We start from the raw sequence: 17585 nt of genomic DNA, 5'->3' as shown, positions 1-17585 counted from the left end.
TGCGGAACGTGAATCTGACGTGTTCATCGTGGTCCTATCTAACTTAAGTTTTCTTCCTACTCGATGATAGGCGTAGTCCCCGCGCCACTTGGTCGCGGGGACGAGCTCTGCGCTGAGGGTGAAACTCAGCCCGGGCTGCTGGAGGAATCCAGGCTGACCGAGACGATGGTTCGTTCTCCCCCGACGACTGGATGGTTCCGCCGGCGCTCTGCGACGGATGCGCATGAGGACGGTCGCCAGGTAGTCCACTGTCGCTGATCCCTCCACGCTCGTGCTGAGGAGCTGAGCGCCGCCGTATTCCCGGCGAGGCTCATGGTCGCCCCCGCGACTGTCCTCTGGTAGGTGAGGGTGTACTTGAAGTTGGCGGCCACCAGTGCCGATCCATCCTGCAAGACCAGGCCCGAGATCGGGTAGTCCGACGCTGTCGCGGCAGCCGTCACGGTGCCGGCCGCGCTGACGGACGAATTAATGTCCGCCACGTTCGACAGGTACAACTTCGTGAACTCATCCGCGACGAATTGAGTGGTGTCTTGGCTGCCGGAGTTCAGCATCGTAATGTACTGCGCCAGAGCCGTGTCGGGGCTCACGGTGAAGCCGTCGGAGGTGCCGGTGACGTACGCCGATCCGGTGCCGACGGGCGGCAGCGTCAGCTGGGTGCCGCCCAGGAGGCGAGCGTAGTTGGTCAGCTGATAGTCGGAACGAGCCGAGTCCTGCACGTACACCTGCAGGACCGGCAGGGCTGTAGAGGACGATCCAGAGATGTTGAAGATCGCACGGGGCCACGATTCAGAGTTCGTGATCGCCAGCGAGGTGGGGGTGAAGTCGAGGGTCTGCGGAGTCTGCCCCGTCGCACTCGCGAGCGCGTACTGCGCGGTCCGGGTCGCCAGGGCGCCCTGCGAAACACGCCCAGACAGGTCGGAGGCGTTCAGTGAGCCGTCCGCCTTCGTCATAGCCGTACCGGCCTCACCAAGCACGGAAGAGATGCGCTCCAGGTCAAGGTTCGCCGCGCTCTGGGCGTCAGCCTCCGACTGGGCGACAATCTCGCCGAGCACGCGCTGATCCCGAGGGTAGAGGCCAAGAGCAGGGTGGCGGTTGCCGTCGCCAGTGTCCGTCGTTTCATCGCCTATCCTCTTCGCCCTCTGTGAGCCAGCCGGACATGATCGACGTCCAGCCTCCGGTCGCCGAAGCGTCATCGTCGGGGGCCGAGGTCGGTGCGGGTGTCTGCTCGGAGTTTTGGGGACGGGTCACGGGGATCAATCCAGTGTTGAATTCCTGGCCGTCCACCACGACAATGTGCTCGCCGTTATTGCGGGCTTCGCGCAGTGCGCGACGCGACGGCAGGGTGCGCCCACCCCGAATACCAGACAGATCGATGACGCCGGTGTCCGTCGTGGCGCGCTCGGGCGGATCCTGATCGATCGGCCCCTGCTCCAGGCCGTGACGACCGCGACGCTTCAGGGTGTCCGTTAACGGATCGGGGACGTAATCGTCTTGGCCGCGCTCGGCGACGTCCGGATCGATCGCGCGCTCCGGGTCGTGATGGCCGCGACGCTTCACGGTGTCCCTCAATGGATCGGGAACGTAGGCGTCCTGACCGACGGCCTCGGTGCCCGGATCGGGGGTCGCTAACCGCTCGGCCGCTTCCCTCCTGTCCTGATACGAGGCCGGGGGAACGTCGCGAATTGCCGTGTCTTCTATGGAAGGCTCCAGGGGTACCACATCCTCGGGGACGCCGCTAAGCCAGCGGCTGCCCACTCATCACTTTGTTCGGTCTTGTGCTGCGCGCCCGACGGGCCGCTCATATTTTCTCGCTCCGCTGCCCCGTCGGTATCGGGGGCGGGAGATGATCCACGGTCGGCGGCGACGCGCTCGGCGACTGCCGCGGAGTTGATCGAGGCGGTTTCAAGGGAATCGGCCTTACGGCGTTCCTCGATGCGCGCGGCACGAATCCTGCGCAAGCGCAGCAGCTGCCAACGCGTCAGGAACAGCGCGAGCGCGATCAGGGCAAACACGCAGGCGGCAAGGAAGGCGATGATCGCCAGCGGTTCGTCTGCTCAACCTTCCACGTGAGCGTGAGCGTCAGGTCGCCCGCGCCGGCCGCGGACACCGCCAGGGCGGACTTTCCGGCCGACACGTTCTCCAGGTCCAAGCTCACGGTTCCTCGCCGCTGGCCTTCTTGAACCACATGTCGGAGGAGGCCAGCTGCGACACCAGATCCGCGGACGTGGGTTCCTTCAGGGCTGGGCGCCCGACTGCACGCCGGACTGCGACGGCCCGGTCGGTGTCGTATTTCCCGACGAAACGGCCTCGTGTGACTCGGCTTTCAGCTTCTTGCGATCCGACTCCACGCCGATGACCTCGGTGTAGGCCGCGTCGCCGATCCACCCTTGACGTCCTGCGTCGTACCGATGCCCAGCGTCACGGCTGCACCCGACTTCGACGTCGCAGTGACTGTCACGTCATCCTTCACGATCGACAGCACGTTGCCGCGCGTCATGATCAGATCCGTCGCCGATTCGACCGACGAGACCTGTTGCGTCGGGGGTCGGAGTACGGTCACGCCGAGCAGCCCGACGAGGACGCATACGAGAGAGACAACGCCCATCGACGCTGCCACCACGTATCGCTTAAGAAATTCCACGGTTGCTCCTCATCTCCATGCCCACGCTGAGGGCATTATTCAGTCCCCACTCTACGTGCTAACCACAGCAACGACCGTGTTCGCACGCGAGGCAGTGATACATCACATCCATAGCTACACCGGTCGAAGCCCGCGCCGCCAGCATTCGGAGTGCCAGTGGCGGCGCCCATTCACCCCTGAGGCAGCCCGAAGGGGGTCTCCTCCGGCCATGCCACCACGTGAGCGGTACCCTTCAGGATCGGGCGCAGGCAGGCCGGACACGTGTACTCCTTGGAGGCACTGGGCAAATGGCGCACTTGGTAGTCCCCGCCGTCGGGACCGCGTTCCGTGCGCGCCGCAGAGGCGAGGCGGTCCATCTGCAGGGGGCGCGCCTCACCCCACGGTCGCTTCTTGCTGCGTTTACCTCTCACGCGACTACAGTGCCACGGCGCCACACGCGGTGCACGTTCAGCTGCGCGTCAACCTCGACGACGTCCGCCTTCTTACCGGCGGCGAGCGAACCGATCGTGTCGTCGCCCAGTATGGTGGCACCCTGGGCGGACGCCATGTAGACGGCATCCACCAGAGGGATGCCGCCGCGGGTGACGGCGACGCGCACGCAGTCCAGCAGGTGCGCAGTGCCTCCAGCGATCGCGTTGCCCTGGGCGAGGCGCGCAACGCCGTCCCTGACGACGACGTCCTGAGGCCCCAGCGTGTACTCGCCGTCGGGCATGCCCGCGGCGGCCATCGCGTCGGTAACGAACACGACGTGCTCGCGCCCCACCATCTCGTACACGTCACGCACCAGCGTCGGGTCGACGTGGATCGAATCGCAGATCAGCTCGACGACCGCGCCGCCGCGCGCCGCGTCCGACAAAAACTCGGCGACCGGACCCGTGTCACGGTGGTGCAGGGGCCGCATGCCATTGAACAGGTGCGTGATCGTTGCCCGAGGGCCACGCTTTGTCTTCACCTCCGCGAATCGCTCGCGGGAGTATTCCAGCGCCTGGCGCGCCATGACCGAATTGGAGTCCGTGTGGCCCCACGAGGGCAGCGCTCCCCCATCGATGAGCGCTTCGGCCACAGAACCCGGGCCGTACGCTCCGGGTTTTTCCGGGGCGAGCGTCATCGACAGCGCGTGTCCCTGGCAGTCCTTGAGCAGTGTCAGCGTTAGGGAAGGATCGGGGTCGATGATGTAGGTCGGATCCTGTGCTCCGCAGCGCTCGTGGGAGACGAAGGGGCCCTCAAAGTGGATGCCCGCAATCTCGGAATCGTTCGCCAGCTGGGCCAGCGTCGCGGCACGTCTGCGCAGCACGTCCGCCGAAGCGGTCACGCAGGAGGCAACCAGGGAAGTCGTCCCGTGGCGGCGATGCTCCATGACGGCCACGAGGGCGGCCTCGGCAGTCTCGGCGTTCGGGAAGGATTCACCGCCTCCGCCGTGGCAGTGAACGTCCACCAGGCCGGGCAGGAAGGTCGAATCCGATGCCTCGGGCAGCGCAGCGTCGTAGTTTGACACGGGGCAGATGCGGGTAATGGTAGAGCCGTCGATCTCAATAATTCCGTCGTCGACAACGGAATCTTCCAGCACCAGGCGGCCACGCAGCACACAATCAGTCATGTCCTCATTGTGGCACACCTGACAGTTCAGCGCCGCTTCTCAAACAACCAATCTCCCCAGCGCGCCATTTCACGCTGAGCTTCTTCCGCATAGGAGGAGCCTCCCTCGGTGAAGGTAAGGTCACCGCCGGGAGAACGCGCCGCAACGACCCGTCCGTTCGCAACGACGATGGGGCGGAACATCCCATTCGCCCCAGGACAGATGAGGGCCTCACCAGCCCGGTCGGTCAGGCACGAACGGTCACGATACCCAACATGCAGCTCGTCGAAGGAGGGCAGCGCAAACACTGCCCGGGCCTCGTCGCGGCTACGTTCGACAAGGTCATCAATATCGGCCCGCGCGACGCGCCCCTCACGCGAGATGAGCGGCCGACCGATACTCTCGCCGATCTGGGCCGAACCCGCCAGCGCACGACGCGCCTCGGTGAGCGTCAGCCCCGCCCACCGAGCAAGGTCCGCAGCATCCACGGGGCCGTGTCCCCACGCGTAGCGGGCGGCCAGGAGCGCGAGCGCCTCCTCGTGCCCGGACTCCCCCTTCGCGACGCCCGGAGCGCCCGGCAGCTGCCGGGCATCAACGATCAGGTGCTCCCCGCCCCGGAGCGGACCAGAGACGAGCACGCCGTCGAGGAAAAGCCTCTTGACCAGATGACGTTGCCGCACCCCGCCTACAGCTCCCGAGGTGACGGTTGCGATACCAGCCTCATCCCAGGCGCGGATGACCTCGCTGCGGCTCACACCCGAGGGGTTCTCTCCCAGCAGCTCGAACACCGCCGCCGCGGCGTTCTCGACGAGAGCATCGCTGAGCCCCAACCCCGTCGATTGACGAATCCACGAAGCGTATCGGTGGCGCAGCAACCGACGCAGCCAGTGATGATCGCGCGCGCTTGTCACATGCAACGTGTCGCGCATCGGCCAGGATCGGACGAGCTCACCCGAATGGAAGGACTCGGCGACCTGAGCGCGCGTGACCGCGGTGCAGCGCGCGCCGATCGCCCACGGGATCGCACGCACCATCTGGCCTTGGACAGCGAGCAGCAACTCGACGGCGGCCACGGGATCGCTGCCGCGTGTGAGCGGCACCAGCCCCTGGGCGACGATGCGCGCCAGGCTGGTATCGGCCACCGCCACCATCAGAACAGCCTGGAGGATGGATCGTCAAAACCGCGCATCGCGTCGTAGTCCAGCACCACGCAGCGAATCCCACGGTCCTCGGCCAGCGTGCGCGCCTGCTTCGTGATCTCCTGCGCCGCAAAGATCCCCGTCACGTCCCCTAAAAGCGCGTCTCGCCCCAGCAGGGACAGGTAGCGCGTCAGCTGCTCGACGCCGTCGATGCCGCCCCGACGCTTCACCTCGATCGCCACGTGCCCTCCTTGAGCATCGCGCACCATCAGGTCTACCGGTCCGACCGGCGTCGGGTACTCACGGCGCACCAGCTCCCACCCCTCGCCGAGGACCTGAGGAACCTGCTCCGCCAGCAGCTCCTGTAGGTGGCCTCCACGCCGTCCTTGATCAGCCCGGATCCACGCCCAGGTTCTCCGACACGTCAGCGATCACGTCGTGGATGCGGATCACCAGCTTGTGTCGTCGTGTCTTGTTCACGCTTGACAAGCAGGTCACAGACCGCCTGCGTGATCCGCATCCACGACGTGATCGCTGACGTGTCGGAGAACCTGGGCGTGGATCCGGGGCTGATCAAGGACGGCGTGGAGGCCCACCTACAGGAGCTGCTGGCGGAGCAGGTTCCTCAGGTCCTCGGCGAGGGGTGGGAGCTGGTGCGCCGTGAGTACCCGACGCCGGTCGGACCGGTAGACCTGATGGTGCGCGATGCTCAAGGAGGGCACGTGGCGATCGAGGTGAAGCGTCGGGGCGGCATCGACGGCGTCGAGCAGCTGACGCGCTACCTGTCCCTGCTGGGGCGAGACGCGCTTTTAGGGGACGTGACGGGGATCTTTGCGGCGCAGGAGATCACGAAGCAGGCGCGCACGCTGGCCGAGGACCGTGGGATTCGCTGCGTGGTGCTGGACTACGACGCGATGCGCGGTTTTGACGATCCATCCTCCAGGCTGTTCTGATGGTGGCGGTGGCCGATACCAGCCTGGCGCGCATCGTCGCCCAGGGGCTGGTGCCGCTCACACGCGGCAGCGATCCCGTGGCCGCCGTCGAGTTGCTGCTCGCTGTCCAAGGCCAGATGGTGCGTGCGATCCCGTGGGCGATCGGCGCGCGCTGCACCGCGGTCACGCGCGCTCAGGTCGCCGAGTCCTTCCATTCGGGTGAGCTCGTCCGATCCTGGCCGATGCGCGACACGTTGCATGTGACAAGCGCGCGCGATCATCACTGGCTGCGTCGGTTGCTGCGCCACCGATACGCTTCGTGGATTCGTCAATCGACGGGGTTGGGGCTCAGCGATGCTCTCGTCGAGAACGCCGCGGCGGCGGTGTTCGAGCTGCTGGGAGAGAACCCTCGGGTGTGAGCCGCAGCGAGGTCATCCGCGCCTGGGATGAGGCTGGTATCGCAACCGTCACCTCGGGAGCTGTAGGCGGGGTGCGGCAACGTCATCTGGTCAAGAGGCTTTTCCTCGACGGCGTGCTCGTCTCTGGTCCGCTCCGGGGCGGGGAGCACCTGATCGTTGATGCCCGGCAGCTGCCGGGCGCTCCGGGCGTCGCGAAGGGGGAGTCCGGGCACGAGGAGGCGCTCGCGCTCCTGGCCGCCCGCTACGCGTGGGGACACGGCCCCGTGGATGCTGCGGACCTTGCTCGGTGGGCGGGGCTGACGCTCACCGAGGCGCGTCGTGCGCTGGCGGGTTCGGCCCAGATCGGCGAGAGTATCGGTCGGCCGCTCATCTCGCGTGAGGGGCGCGTCGCGCGGGCCGATATTGATGACCTTGTCGAACGTAGCCGCGACGAGGCCCGGGCAGTGTTTGCGCTGCCCTCCTTCGACGAGCTGCATGTTGGGTATCGTGACCGTTCGTGCCTGACCGACCGGGCTGGTGAGGCCCTCATCTGTCCTGGGGCGAATGGGATGTTCCGCCCCATCGTCGTTGCGAACGGACGGGTCGTTGCGGCGCGTTCTCCCGGCGGTGACCTTACCTTCACCGAGGGAGGCTCCTCCTATGCGGAAGAAGCTCAGCGTGAAATGGCGCGCTGGGGAGATTGGTTGTTTGAGAAGCGGCGCTGAACTGTCAGGTGTGCCACAATGAGGACATGACTGATTGTGTGCTGCGTGGCCGCCTGGTGCTGGAAGATTCCGTTGTCGACGACGGAATTATTGAGATCGACGGCTCTACCATTACCCGCATCTGCCCCGTGTCAAACTACGACGCTGCGCTGCCCGAGGCATCGGATTCGACCTTCCTGCCCGGCCTGGTGGACGTTCACTGCCACGGCGGAGGCGGTGAATCCTTCCCGAACGCCGAGACTGCCGAGGCCGCCCTCGTGGCCGTCATGGAGCATCGCCGCCACGGGACGACTTCCCTGGTTGCCTCCTGCGTGACCGCTTCGGCGGACGTGCTGCGCAGACGTGCCGCGACGCTGGCCCAGCTGGCGAACGATTCCGAGATTGCGGGCATCCACTTTGAGGGCCCCTTCGTCTCCCACGAGCGCTGCGGAGCACAGGATCCGACCTACATCATCGACCCCGATCCTTCCCTAACGCTGACACTGCTCAAGGACTGCCAGGGACACGCGCTGTCGATGACGCTCGCCCCGGAAAAACCCGGAGCGTACGGCCCGGGTTCTGTGGCCGAAGCGCTCATCGATGGGGGAGCGCTGCCCTCGTGGGGCCACACGGACTCCAATTCGGTCATGGCGCGCCAGGCGCTGGAATACTCCCGCGAGCGATTCGCGGAGGTGAAGACAAAGCGTGGCCCTCGGGCAACGATCACGCACCTGTTCAATGGCATGCGGCCCCTGCACCACCGTGACACGGGTCCGGTCGCCGAGTTTTTGTCGGACGCGGCGCGCGGCGGCGCGGTCGTCGAGCTGATCTGCGATTCGATCCACGTCGACCCGACGCTGGTGCGTGACGTGTACGAGATGGTGGGGCGCGAGCACGTCGTGTTCGTTACCGACGCGATGGCCGCCGCGGGCATGCCCGACGGCGAGTACACGCTGGGGCCTCAGGACGTCGTCGTCAGGGACGGCGTTGCGCGCCTCGCCCAGGGCAACGCGATCGCTGGAGGCACTGCGCACCTGCTGGACTGCGTGCGCGTCGCCGTCACCCGCGGCGGCATCCCTCTGGTGGATGCCGTCTACATGGCGTCCGCCCAGGGTGCCACCATACTGGGCGACGACACGATCGGTTCGCTCGCCGCCGGTAAGAAGGCGGACGTCGTCGAGGTTGACGCGCAGCTGAACGTGCACCGCGTGTGGCGCCGTGGCACTGTAGTCGCGTGAGAGGTAAACGCAGCAAGAAGCGACCGTGGGGTGAGGCGCGCCCCCTGCAGATGGACCGCCTCGCCTCTGCGGCGCGCACGGAACGCGGTCCCGACGGCGGGGACTACCAAGTGCGCCATTTGCCCAGTGCCTCCAAGGAGTACACGTGTCCGGCCTGCCTGCGCCCGATCCTGAAGGGTACCGCTCACGTGGTGGCATGGCCGGAGGAGACCCCCTTCGGGCTGCCTCAGGGGGTGAATGGGCGCCGCCACTGGCACTCCGAATGCTGGCGGCGCGGGCTTCGACCGGTGTAGCTATGGATGTGATGTATCACTGCCTCGCGTGCGAACACGGTCGTTGCTGTGGTTAGCACGTAGAGTGGGGACTGAATAATGCCCTCAGCGTGGGCATGGAGATGAGGAGCAACCGTGGAATTTCTTAAGCGATACGTGGTGGCAGCGTCGATGGGCGTTGTCTCTCTCGTATGCGTCCTCGTCGGGCTGCTCGGCGTGACCGTACTCCGACCCCCGACGCAACAGGTCTCGTCGGTCGAATCGGCGACGGATCTGATCATGACGCGCGGCAACGTGCTGTCGATCGTGAAGGATGACGTGACAGTCACTGCGACGTCGAAGTCGGGTGCAGCCGTGACGCTGGGCATCGGTACGACGCAGGACGTCAAGGGGTGGATCGGCGACGCGGCCTACACCGAGGTCATCGGCGTGGAGTCGGATCGCAAGAAGCTGAAAGCCGAGTCACACGAGGCCGTTTCGTCGGGAAATACGACACCGACCGGGCCGTCGCAGTCCGGCGTGCAGTCGGGCGCCCAGCCCCTGAAGGAACCCACGTCCGCGGATCTGGTGTCGCAGCTGGCCTCCTCCGACATGTGGTTCAAGAAGGCCAGCGGCGAGGGAACCGTGAGCTTGGACCTGGAGAACGTGTCGGCCGGAAAGTCCGCCCTGGCGGTGTCCGCGGCCGGCGCGGGCGACCTGACGCTCACGCTCACGTGGAAGGTTGAGCAGACGAACACGCTGGCGATCATCGCCTTCCTTGCCGCCTGCGTGTTTGCCCTGATCGCGCTCGCGCTGTTCCTGACGCGTTGGCAGCTGCTGCGCTTGCGCAGGATTCGTGCCGCGCGCATCGAGGAACGCCGTAAGGCCGATTCCCTTGAAACCGCCTCGATCAACTCCGCGGCAGTCGCCGAGCGCGTCGCCGCCGACCGTGGATCATCTCCCGCCCCCGATACCGACGGGGCAGCGGAGCGAGAAAATATGAGCGGCCCGTCGGGCGCGCAGCACAAGACCGAACAAAGTGATGAGTGGGCAGCCGCTGGCTTAGCGGCGTCCCCCGAGGATGTGGTACCCCTGGAGCCTTCCATAGAAGACACGGCAATTCGCGACGTTCCCCCGGCCTCGTATCAGGACAGGAGGGAAGCGGCCGAGCGGTTAGCGACCCCCGATCCGGGCACCGAGGCCGTCGGTCAGGACGCCTACGTTCCCGATCCATTGAGGGACACCGTGAAGCGTCGCGGCCATCACGACCCGGAGCGCGCGATCGATCCGGACGTCGCCGAGCGCGGCCAAGACGATTACGTCCCCGATCCGTTAACGGACACCCTGAAGCGTCGCGGTCGTCACGGCCTGGAGCAGGGGCCGATCGATCAGGATCCGCCCGAGCGCGCCACGACGGACACCGGCGTCATCGATCTGTCTGGTATTCGGGGTGGGCGCACCCTGCCGTCGCGTCGCGCACTGCGCGAAGCCCGCAATAACGGCGAGCACATTGTCGTGGTGGACGGCCAGGAATTCAACACTGGATTGATCCCCGTGACCCGTCCCCAAAACTCCGAGCAGACACCCGCACCGACCTCGGCCCCCGACGATGACGCTTCGGCGACCGGAGGCTGGACGTCGATCATGTCCGGCTGGCTCACAGAGGGCGAAGAGGATAGGCGATGAAACGACGGACACTGGCGACGGCAACCGCCACCCTGCTCTTGGCCTCTACCCTCGGGATCAGCGCGTGCTCGGGCGAGATTGTCGCCCAGTCGGAGGCTGACGCCCAGAGCGCGGCGAACCTTGACCTGGAGCGCATCTCTTCCGTGCTTGGTGAGGCCGGTACGGCTATGACGAAGGCGGACGGCTCACTGAACGCCTCCGACCTGTCTGGGCGTGTTTCGCAGGGCGCCCTGGCGACCCGGACCGCGCAGTACGCGCTCGCGAGTGCGACGGGGCAGACTCCGCAGACCCTCGACTTCACCCCCACCTCGCTGGCGATCACGAACTCTGAATCGTGGCCCCGTGCGATCTTCAACATCTCTGGATCGTCCTCTACAGCCCTGCCGGTCCTGCAGGTGTACGTGCAGGACTCGGCTCGTTCCGACTATCAGCTGACCAACTACGCTCGCCTCCTGGGCGGCACCCAGCTGACGCTGCCGCCCGTCGGCACCGGATCGGCGTACGTCACCGGCACCTCCGACGGCTTCACCGTGAGCCCCGACACGGCTCTGGCGCAGTACATTACGATGCTGAACTCCGGCAGCCAAGACACCACTCAATTCGTCGCGGATGAGTTCACGAAGTTGTACCTGTCGAACGTGGCGGACATTAATTCGTCCGTCAGCGCGGCCGGCACCGTGACGGCTGCCGCGACAGCGTCGGACTACCCGATCTCGGGCCTGGTCTTGCAGGATGGATCGGCACTGGTGGCCGCCAACTTCAAGTACACCCTCACCTACCAGAGGACAGTCGCGGGGGCGACCATGAGCCTCGCCGGGAATACGGCGGCGCTCAGCTCCTCAGGCACGAGCGTGGAGGGATCAGCGACAGTGGACTACCTGGCGACCGTCCTCATGCGCATCCCGTCGCAGAGCGCCGGCGGAACCATCCAGGTCGTCGGGGGAGAACGAACCATCGTCTCGGTCAGCCTGGATTCCTCCAGCAGCCCGGGCTGAGTTTCACCCTCAGCGCAGAGCTCGTCCCCGCGACCAAGTGGCGCGGGGACTACGCCTATCATCGAGTAGGAAGAAAACTTAAGTTAGATAGGACCACGATGAACACGTCAGATTCACGTTCCGCAGCGCCCGAGGCGGCCCCGACTCCCGCCGATTCGCACGGAGCTATCGATCTGTCGGCGCGCGCGACCGCGCTCACCCGGGAGGACACGCCCACGGCACCTCCGGCCGGAGAGGGGTTGCACCTGCCACTCATCACATCTATAGGCGAGGCCGATTTTGAGGGAGTCCTGTCAACGTCGCAGACCGTCCCGGTCGTCCTCGTCATGTGGTCCTCCCGATCCCTGGAGTCGAAGCCGACCCTGGCCATGCTGGAGGCGATAACGCGCGAGCAGGCGGGCGCGTTCCAGCTGGTCGAGATCGACATCGACCAGGCCCCGCAGATCGCACAGGCCTTCCAAATCCAGGCCGTTCCCACGGTCGTCGCCCTGGTGGGTGGACGCCCCGTTCCGCTCTTCCAGGGGAGCGCGGCGAAGGAACAGGTGCTTCCCGTTATTGCACAGGTTCTCGAGGCCGCCGCTCAGATGGGCGTAACGGCGCGCATCGCCGTTGCCGCGGCGGATACGGTGGCCCCGATCCCTCCCGAACACGAGGCACCGCTCTCCGCCGAGGCCGAGGGACGCCTGGACGAAGCGATCGCGGGCTGGGAGAAGGTCATCGAGCTGAACCCGCGTGACGAAGCCGCCAAGGCGCACCTGTCTCGCGTGCGCCTCGCGGCGCGCAGCGCCGACGCCGACCGCTCGGATCCCGCCGCGCGCGCCGACGCCCTCTTCGCGGCGGGCGACGCCGCCGTAGCCTTCGATGCGCTGCTCAACCTGATCGGATCGGCCACCGACGACCGGGAACGCGACGCTCTGCGCCTGCGCCTGCTCGACCTCTTCCGCGTCGCCGGATCGACCCCCGAGGTGACAAAAGCGCGCACGCGCCTGGCGATGCTGCTCATGTGAGAATGCAGCCGCGAGGGGCCCCGACGCGAACTCATCGGGTCGCAAGTGCTACCATCGGAACGGTCTAACAGACCGGGGACGAGCGGATTTCTTGCAAGCCCGACGGCGTTTACCCGCGCACGACACGCGATGATCGCGAACGAGGCCGGAGCTGTTTTCCCAGCCCCGGCCTCGTCCCTGATAACGGAAGGAAGCGGTCAGCGCACCTGCGAGGCGGGCGCCAGCCATACGGCACCCAGTGGCGGGACGCGCAGCTGAGCGGACACCGGGCGGCCGTTCCACGGGGTGTCCTCGGCGATAATCGTACCGACGTTGACCACTCCCGAACCGCCGAACTCTTCGGCATCGGTGTTCATAATCTCCACCCATTCGCCGCCGAAAGGCAGGCCGACCCGGTAGCCCTCGTGCGGATTACCCGCAAAGTTGGACACGCACACCACGACCTCGCGGTTGCCGTCGGCGTCCGACCCCTTACGCAGGTAAGAGATCAGGTTGTGGTCGCCGTCGGAGGCGTCGATCCACTCGAATCCCGTGTAGTCGTCGTCCCACATGGCGGGGGAGGAGGTGTAGATCCGGTTGAGGCGCTCAACCAGGTGCGCCACCCCCGCGTGCCCCTCCTGATCCATGAGCCACCAGTCCAGGGAGTAGGATTCGTTCCACTCCTGTTCCTGGCCGATCTCCTGGCCCATGAAGATGAGCTGCTTGCCCGGGTGGCTCCACTGGTAGGCGTAGAGGGAACGCAGGCCGGCGAGACGCTGCCACTTATCGCCCGGCATCTTCGAGATGAGCGATCCCTTGCCGTGCACGACCTCGTCGTGCGACAGCGGCAGCACGTAGTTCTCGGAGAACGCGTACACCAGCGAGAAGGTCAGCTCGCCGTGATGCCACCGACGATTCACCGGATCCTCGCTCAGGTAACGCAGGGTGTCGTTCATCCACCCCATGTTCCACTTCATGCCGTAACCTAGGCCACCGCCGCTGGTCGGAGCGGTCACGCCCGGCCACGCCGTGGACTCCTCGGCGATCATCACGATGCCTGGGTGGCGGCGGTACGCGGTCGCGTTCGCCTCCTGGATGAAATCGATGGCCTCCAGGTTCTCGCGCCCGCCGTACTGGTTCGGACGCCACTGGCCGTCCTTGCGCGAGTAGTCCAGGTAGAGCATCGAGGCGACCGCGTCGACGCGCAGGCCATCAATGTGGAAGTCTTCCAGCCAGTACAGGGCGTTCGCGACCAGGAAGTTGCGCACCTCGCGGCGGCCGAAATTGAACACGTAGGTGCCCCAGTCCGGGTGCTCGCCACGCAGCGGGTCGGGGTCCTCGTACAGCGGGGTGCCGTCGAAGCGGGCCAGCGCGAAATCGTCCTTCGGGAAGTGTGCGGGCACCCAGTCGAGGATGACGCCGATGCCCTCGCGGTGGAAGGCATCAACCAGGTAACGGAAGTCGTCCGGCGTTCCGTAGCGCGACGTGGGAGCAAAATACGAGGTCACCTGGTATCCCCACGAGCCGCCGAAGGGGTGCTCGGCCAGCGGCATGAACTCTACGTGCGTGAATCCCATCTGCTTGACGTAGGGGACCAGCTCGTCGGCCAGCTCGCGATAGCCCAGTCCCTGACGCCACGAACCGGCGTGCACCTCGTAGACGGACATGGGGCCGCCGTGGACGTTGCCATCCTTCCTGGAATCCATCCATTCCTGGTCGGTCCACGTGTGGAAATAGTCGGTTACGACCGAGGCCGTGGCCGGGGGAATCTCCGTGGCGCGGGCCAAAGGATCGGCCTTTTGGAACCAGTTGCCGCCGGGACCTTGGAGCTCGAACTTGTAGCGAGCGCCCACGCCGACCTCGGGGACGAAGATCTCCCACACGCCGGAGGAACCGAGCGAACGCATGGAGGTGGCTGTGCCATCCCAGTAGTTAAACTCTCCGACGACGCGCACGGCGCGCGCGTTGGGCGCCCACACGGCAAACGCCGTGCCGGTGGTCTCGCCCAGCTCGTCGGTGTAGGTCTTCACGTGCGCGCCCAAGACCTTCCAGAGGTTCTCGTGGCGTCCCTCGGAGATCAGGTAAGTGTCCATCTCGCCCAGGGTGGGCAGATAGCGGTAGGGGTCGTCGCGGACAGTAGTGTCCTCCCCGTAGGTGACGGACACGCGGTAGGCGGGAACCTCCTTGCCGGGCAGGGCTGCAACCCACACGCCTCCGTATTCGTGGGAGGCGGCGTAGGCCCCGGTGGGCGTGATGATGTCGACGGCGTCAGCCAGGTGGGCGACCGTGCGAATCGTGACCCCCGTGTCGCCAAGGTGCGCGCCGAGCACGGAGTGCGGCGAGTAGTAGGAGCCTGAGGCAACGGCGTCGAGGATGTCGTCATTGACCGGGATCGGCGTAAGTTCGCAGCTCATGGATTTTCCTTACTCCAGGTGGTGTGAACCGCTCAGTTCACTGGTGTCTGTAGTCTAACGTCTGGCCGGCGAAATCGGGAGCCGGTCTCAGATCGATGGGCGAATAGGGCGCAGTGTACGGCGCGCCGTACACCGCGCGGGCGTCAGGCCTGCGCCCAGGGCGATGAGTGGGCGGGCTCCACCTTGAATACGTGGCCGATGCGGGTCACGGGGGACAACGACACCCAGTTAGAGGACCCCCACACGTAGGAGCGCCCATCCAGCTCATCGACGACCGTGATGTGTCCGCCGGGCGTGGCCAGGCCCATGGCCTCCAAGTCGAGCTCGACCGAGCCATCCACGCCGTTGTGCGGATCCAGGGAGATCACGCAGATGACGGTATCGGGTGTGCCGTCGTCCGTGAACTTGCCCGACACCTGACGAGAGAACGCGATCAGGCGATCCGAGGAGGTGGGGTGGATGCGGATCTGGTGGAGCTGGCGCAGCGCGGGGTGCTTGGCGCGCGCCGCATTGAGCAGGGTGAATAGGCGCGAGATGCCGATGTCGTCGGCCAGCTCCCACCGGCGGGGGCGGAACTCGTACTTTTCGTTGTCATTCGGCTCCTGGAAGGCGCCGCGCGGCTCGTTCTCGACAAACTCGTAGCCCGAATAGATTCCCCAGGTGGGCGACCCCAGCGCGGCGAGCATCGCGCGGATCGCAAAGATCGCGGTACCGCCATCCCACATCTGCGGGGTGAGAATGTCGTGCGTGGTCGGCCAGAACGCGGGTCGCATAAGGTGCGCGGTGTCCTGGGAGACCTCAAGCAGGTACTCCTCGATCTCCCGCTTGGCAGTCCGCCACGCAAAGTAGGTGTAGGACTGGTCGAAGCCGACCGCTCCGAGAGTGCGCATCATCGCGGGGCGGGTGAATGCCTCGGCCAGGAAGAGCGTGCCCGGGTGGGCACCCTTAACGTCGGCGAGCATGCGCTCCCAGAAAGGGATGGGCTTCGTGTGCGGGTTGTCCACGCGGAAAATCGTCACGCCGTGGCGGATCCACACCTCAATGACGTCTCGGATGGCGTTGTAGATGCCCTCCGGGTCGTTGTCGAAATTCAGCGGGTAGATATCCTGGTACTTCTTCGGGGGGTTCTCCGCGTACGCGATGGTGCCGTCGGCGCGCGTGGTAAACCATTCGGGGTGGTCGGTCACCCACGGGTGGTCGGGCGAACACTGGAGGGCCAGGTCCAGGGCGACCTCCAGGCCCAGGTGGCGGGCGCGCGCGACAAAGCGGTCGAAGTCGCCGAAGTCACCCAGGTCCGGGTGAATGGCGTCGTGCCCGCCCTCGGGGGAGCCGATGCCGTAGGGGGAACCGGGATCGCCGGGTGCGGCGGTCAGCGAGTTGTTCTTGCCCTTTCGATAAGTGGTACCGATCGGGTGAATCGGGGTCAGGTACACCACGTCGAAGCCCATGTCCGCGATGCGCGGGAGATCCTCGGCCGCATGCTCCAGGGTGCCGGACACCCAGGAACCGTCGGGGCGCTGGAAAGCGCCAGCGGAGCGCGGGAAAATCTCGTACCACGCTCCCGCCAGGGCCTTCGTGCGGGCGACATCCAGCCGGTAGATCCGCGAGGAACCGATGAGGTCTCGCAGCGGGTGGTCACGGAAGGTGAGGCGAACGCGAGAGGAGATGCCCGCGGAGAGGCGCTGCTGCGCGGAGTGCGTGGTGTCGCGCAACCGGCGCGCAGCATCGTTCAAGATATCAATGTCCGAGGGGGACGGGCGCTCCTGGGATGCGTTTGCGTGGGCGCTGCCCGCGGCCGCGCGTTCCATGAGGCGGGCGCCCTCTTCCAGCATGAGCTCCACGTCGACGCCCGCGCCCACCTTGACGGTTGCGCTCTGGCGCCACGTCGCGTAGGGGTCCGCCCACGAGTCCACGCGGAACGACCAGGCGCCGGGGGCGTCGGCGGCCACCCATGCCTCGTAACGGTCCAGGCCGGGCGCAATGTCGACCATGCGCGTACGGGAGTGCTCACCCCCGTCAGGACGCAACAGGACGGCCTCGGCGGCGAAAGCGTCGTGCCCTTCGCGGAAAACGGTCGCGCGAATGGGGAAAGGCTCGCCTTCGGTCGCCTTGGCGGCAAGTGTGCCGTCTTCGACGACGGGAAACACCTCAATGATCGGGATACGGGGCAGCAGGTTCTCGCTCACGCTTCTCACACTAGCCTATGGGTACGCCCAGGCGAAAGTGCTGGTTGGCCATGAAATTTCAGCCGGTTCCTCCTCGACGTGAAAGTAGGCGTGCGGCGGAGCGGGGCTGCCCACCGTCCCGCTCAAAAGGTGCGGGGTGGCACCCATATGGGTGCCACCCCGCGAGATCCTGCGGCGCTCTAGTGCACGCCGTTTTGCAGGGCGGCCCAGATTGCGGTTCCGAAAAGAACGAACAAGATGATCGTGACGACGGCACCGATGATCTGCCAGATAAACAGGGCCCGGGCAAAGTTTCTCTTGGAGGGGGAACCGCCGGAGGAGAAGGCCAACACCAGCAGGTAGATGAAACCGACCAGCGGGATGGTTGTGATGAAGAGGGTGAGCATCCACCCGCCGACGCTGTCGTCCGGATGCTCGGGGAAGTTTCCGTAAGCCATGA

Annotated in this window: 13 protein-coding genes and 4 pseudogenes; 8 read left to right on the top strand and 9 right to left on the bottom strand. The window is 66.1% G+C overall.

From position 1 onward, the window contains the following. Positions 1–125 precede the first annotated feature (125 nt). The 6 genes and pseudogenes from BLT68_RS02865 to BLT68_RS02840 all read right to left on the bottom strand — a co-directional run. Positions 126–1052: a hypothetical protein gene (locus BLT68_RS02865; RefSeq protein WP_242649297.1), complete on the bottom strand. Its 927-nt coding sequence runs from the start codon at positions 1050–1052 to the stop codon at positions 126–128. A gap of 64 nt (positions 1053–1116) precedes the next feature. Continuing rightward, a pseudogene (locus BLT68_RS02860) lies at positions 1117–2605 on the bottom strand (hypothetical protein). A gap of 150 nt (positions 2606–2755) precedes the next feature. Next, a pseudogene (locus BLT68_RS02855) lies at positions 2756–2997 on the bottom strand (hypothetical protein). Positions 2998–3047: 50 nt separating this feature from the next. After that, positions 3048–4238, bottom strand: coding sequence for an N-acetylglucosamine-6-phosphate deacetylase (locus BLT68_RS02850; RefSeq protein ID WP_074632688.1), 1191 nt, complete (start codon positions 4236–4238; stop codon positions 3048–3050). Between the two features lie 26 nt (positions 4239–4264). Beyond that, positions 4265–5368, bottom strand: a complete 1104-nt coding sequence (locus BLT68_RS02845) for a DNA glycosylase AlkZ-like family protein (RefSeq protein WP_074632691.1) — start codon at positions 5366–5368, stop codon at positions 4265–4267. Further along, positions 5368–5815, bottom strand: a pseudogene (locus tag BLT68_RS02840) (endonuclease NucS domain-containing protein); the annotation flags it as partial. The pseudogene BLT68_RS02840 and the gene BLT68_RS02845, both read right to left, overlap by 1 nt. A 50-nt stretch (positions 5816–5865) precedes the next feature. Here BLT68_RS02840 and BLT68_RS02835 point away from each other — a divergent pair. The 8 genes and pseudogenes from BLT68_RS02835 to BLT68_RS02805 all read left to right on the top strand — a co-directional run. Next, positions 5866–6309, top strand: a pseudogene (locus BLT68_RS02835) (endonuclease NucS domain-containing protein); the annotation flags it as partial. Positions 6310–6317: 8 nt separating this feature from the next. Next, complete coding sequence (locus BLT68_RS09480; RefSeq protein WP_278246122.1) at positions 6318–6707, top strand: DNA glycosylase AlkZ-like family protein; 390 nt, start codon at positions 6318–6320, stop codon at positions 6705–6707. Next, complete coding sequence (locus BLT68_RS02830) at positions 6704–7411, top strand: DNA glycosylase AlkZ-like family protein (protein ID WP_278246121.1); 708 nt, start codon at positions 6704–6706, stop codon at positions 7409–7411. Before BLT68_RS09480 ends, BLT68_RS02830 begins: the two co-directional genes overlap by 4 nt. A gap of 26 nt (positions 7412–7437) precedes the next feature. Then, complete coding sequence (locus BLT68_RS02825; RefSeq protein WP_074632688.1) at positions 7438–8628, top strand: N-acetylglucosamine-6-phosphate deacetylase; 1191 nt, start codon at positions 7438–7440, stop codon at positions 8626–8628. 50 nt (positions 8629–8678) lie between these two features. Further along, on the top strand, positions 8679–8921 hold the full coding sequence (locus BLT68_RS02820) for a hypothetical protein (protein WP_074632720.1): 243 nt from the start codon (positions 8679–8681) through the stop codon (positions 8919–8921). 150 nt (positions 8922–9071) lie between these two features. After that, positions 9072–10565 carry a hypothetical protein gene (locus BLT68_RS02815; protein WP_074632718.1) on the top strand — a complete coding sequence of 498 codons (1494 nt, stop codon included), beginning with the start codon at positions 9072–9074 and terminating at the stop codon, positions 10563–10565. Continuing rightward, the gene (locus BLT68_RS02810) at positions 10562–11560 is read left to right on the top strand and encodes a hypothetical protein (protein ID WP_074632686.1); all 999 of its coding nucleotides are present in this window, start codon (positions 10562–10564) and stop codon (positions 11558–11560) included. The genes BLT68_RS02815 and BLT68_RS02810 overlap by 4 nt, the downstream gene beginning before the upstream one ends. Before the next feature lie 98 nt (positions 11561–11658). Beyond that, on the top strand, positions 11659–12567 hold the full coding sequence (locus BLT68_RS02805) for a tetratricopeptide repeat protein (protein WP_074632685.1): 909 nt from the start codon (positions 11659–11661) through the stop codon (positions 12565–12567). A 197-nt stretch (positions 12568–12764) separates the two neighbouring features. Here the strand turns inward: BLT68_RS02805 and glgB are convergent, their stop codons facing one another. The 3 genes from glgB to BLT68_RS02790 form a co-directional block, all read right to left on the bottom strand. Beyond that, positions 12765–14960 (bottom strand): 1,4-alpha-glucan branching protein GlgB, encoded by a 2196-nt coding sequence (glgB, locus tag BLT68_RS02800; RefSeq protein WP_074632683.1) that lies wholly within the window; start codon positions 14958–14960, stop codon positions 12765–12767. A 143-nt stretch (positions 14961–15103) separates the two neighbouring features. Next, positions 15104–17146, bottom strand: coding sequence for a maltotransferase domain-containing protein (locus BLT68_RS02795; RefSeq protein ID WP_070778189.1), 2043 nt, complete (start codon positions 17144–17146; stop codon positions 15104–15106). A 179-nt stretch (positions 17147–17325) separates the two neighbouring features. Continuing rightward, positions 17326–17583, bottom strand: coding sequence for a hypothetical protein (locus BLT68_RS02790; RefSeq protein WP_070778190.1), 258 nt, complete (start codon positions 17581–17583; stop codon positions 17326–17328). Positions 17584–17585: the final 2 nt, after the last annotated feature.

Source organism: Schaalia meyeri, assembly GCF_900105015.1.
Lineage (GTDB): Bacteria > Actinomycetota > Actinomycetes > Actinomycetales > Actinomycetaceae > Pauljensenia > Pauljensenia meyeri.
The sequence above is the reverse complement of the archived record's forward strand: the minus strand, read 5'-3'. Positions and strand labels throughout refer to the sequence as shown.

Coding starts and splice junctions, on each gene's coding strand:
- BLT68_RS02825 (WP_074632688.1), top strand. CDS start 7,438: ATGACTGATTGTGTGCTGCGTGGCCGCCTGGTGCTGGAAGATTCCGTT.
- BLT68_RS02820 (WP_074632720.1), top strand. CDS start 8,679: ATGGACCGCCTCGCCTCTGCGGCGCGCACGGAACGCGGTCCCGACGGC.
- glgB (WP_074632683.1), bottom strand. CDS start 14,960: ATGAGCTGCGAACTTACGCCGATCCCGGTCAATGACGACATCCTCGAC.
- BLT68_RS02845 (WP_074632691.1), bottom strand. CDS start 5,368: ATGGTGGCGGTGGCCGATACCAGCCTGGCGCGCATCGTCGCCCAGGGG.
- BLT68_RS02805 (WP_074632685.1), top strand. CDS start 11,659: ATGAACACGTCAGATTCACGTTCCGCAGCGCCCGAGGCGGCCCCGACT.
- BLT68_RS02850 (WP_074632688.1), bottom strand. CDS start 4,238: ATGACTGATTGTGTGCTGCGTGGCCGCCTGGTGCTGGAAGATTCCGTT.
- BLT68_RS02815 (WP_074632718.1), top strand. CDS start 9,072: ATGGGCGTTGTCTCTCTCGTATGCGTCCTCGTCGGGCTGCTCGGCGTG.
- BLT68_RS02810 (WP_074632686.1), top strand. CDS start 10,562: ATGAAACGACGGACACTGGCGACGGCAACCGCCACCCTGCTCTTGGCC.
- BLT68_RS02790 (WP_070778190.1), bottom strand. CDS start 17,583: ATGGCTTACGGAAACTTCCCCGAGCATCCGGACGACAGCGTCGGCGGG.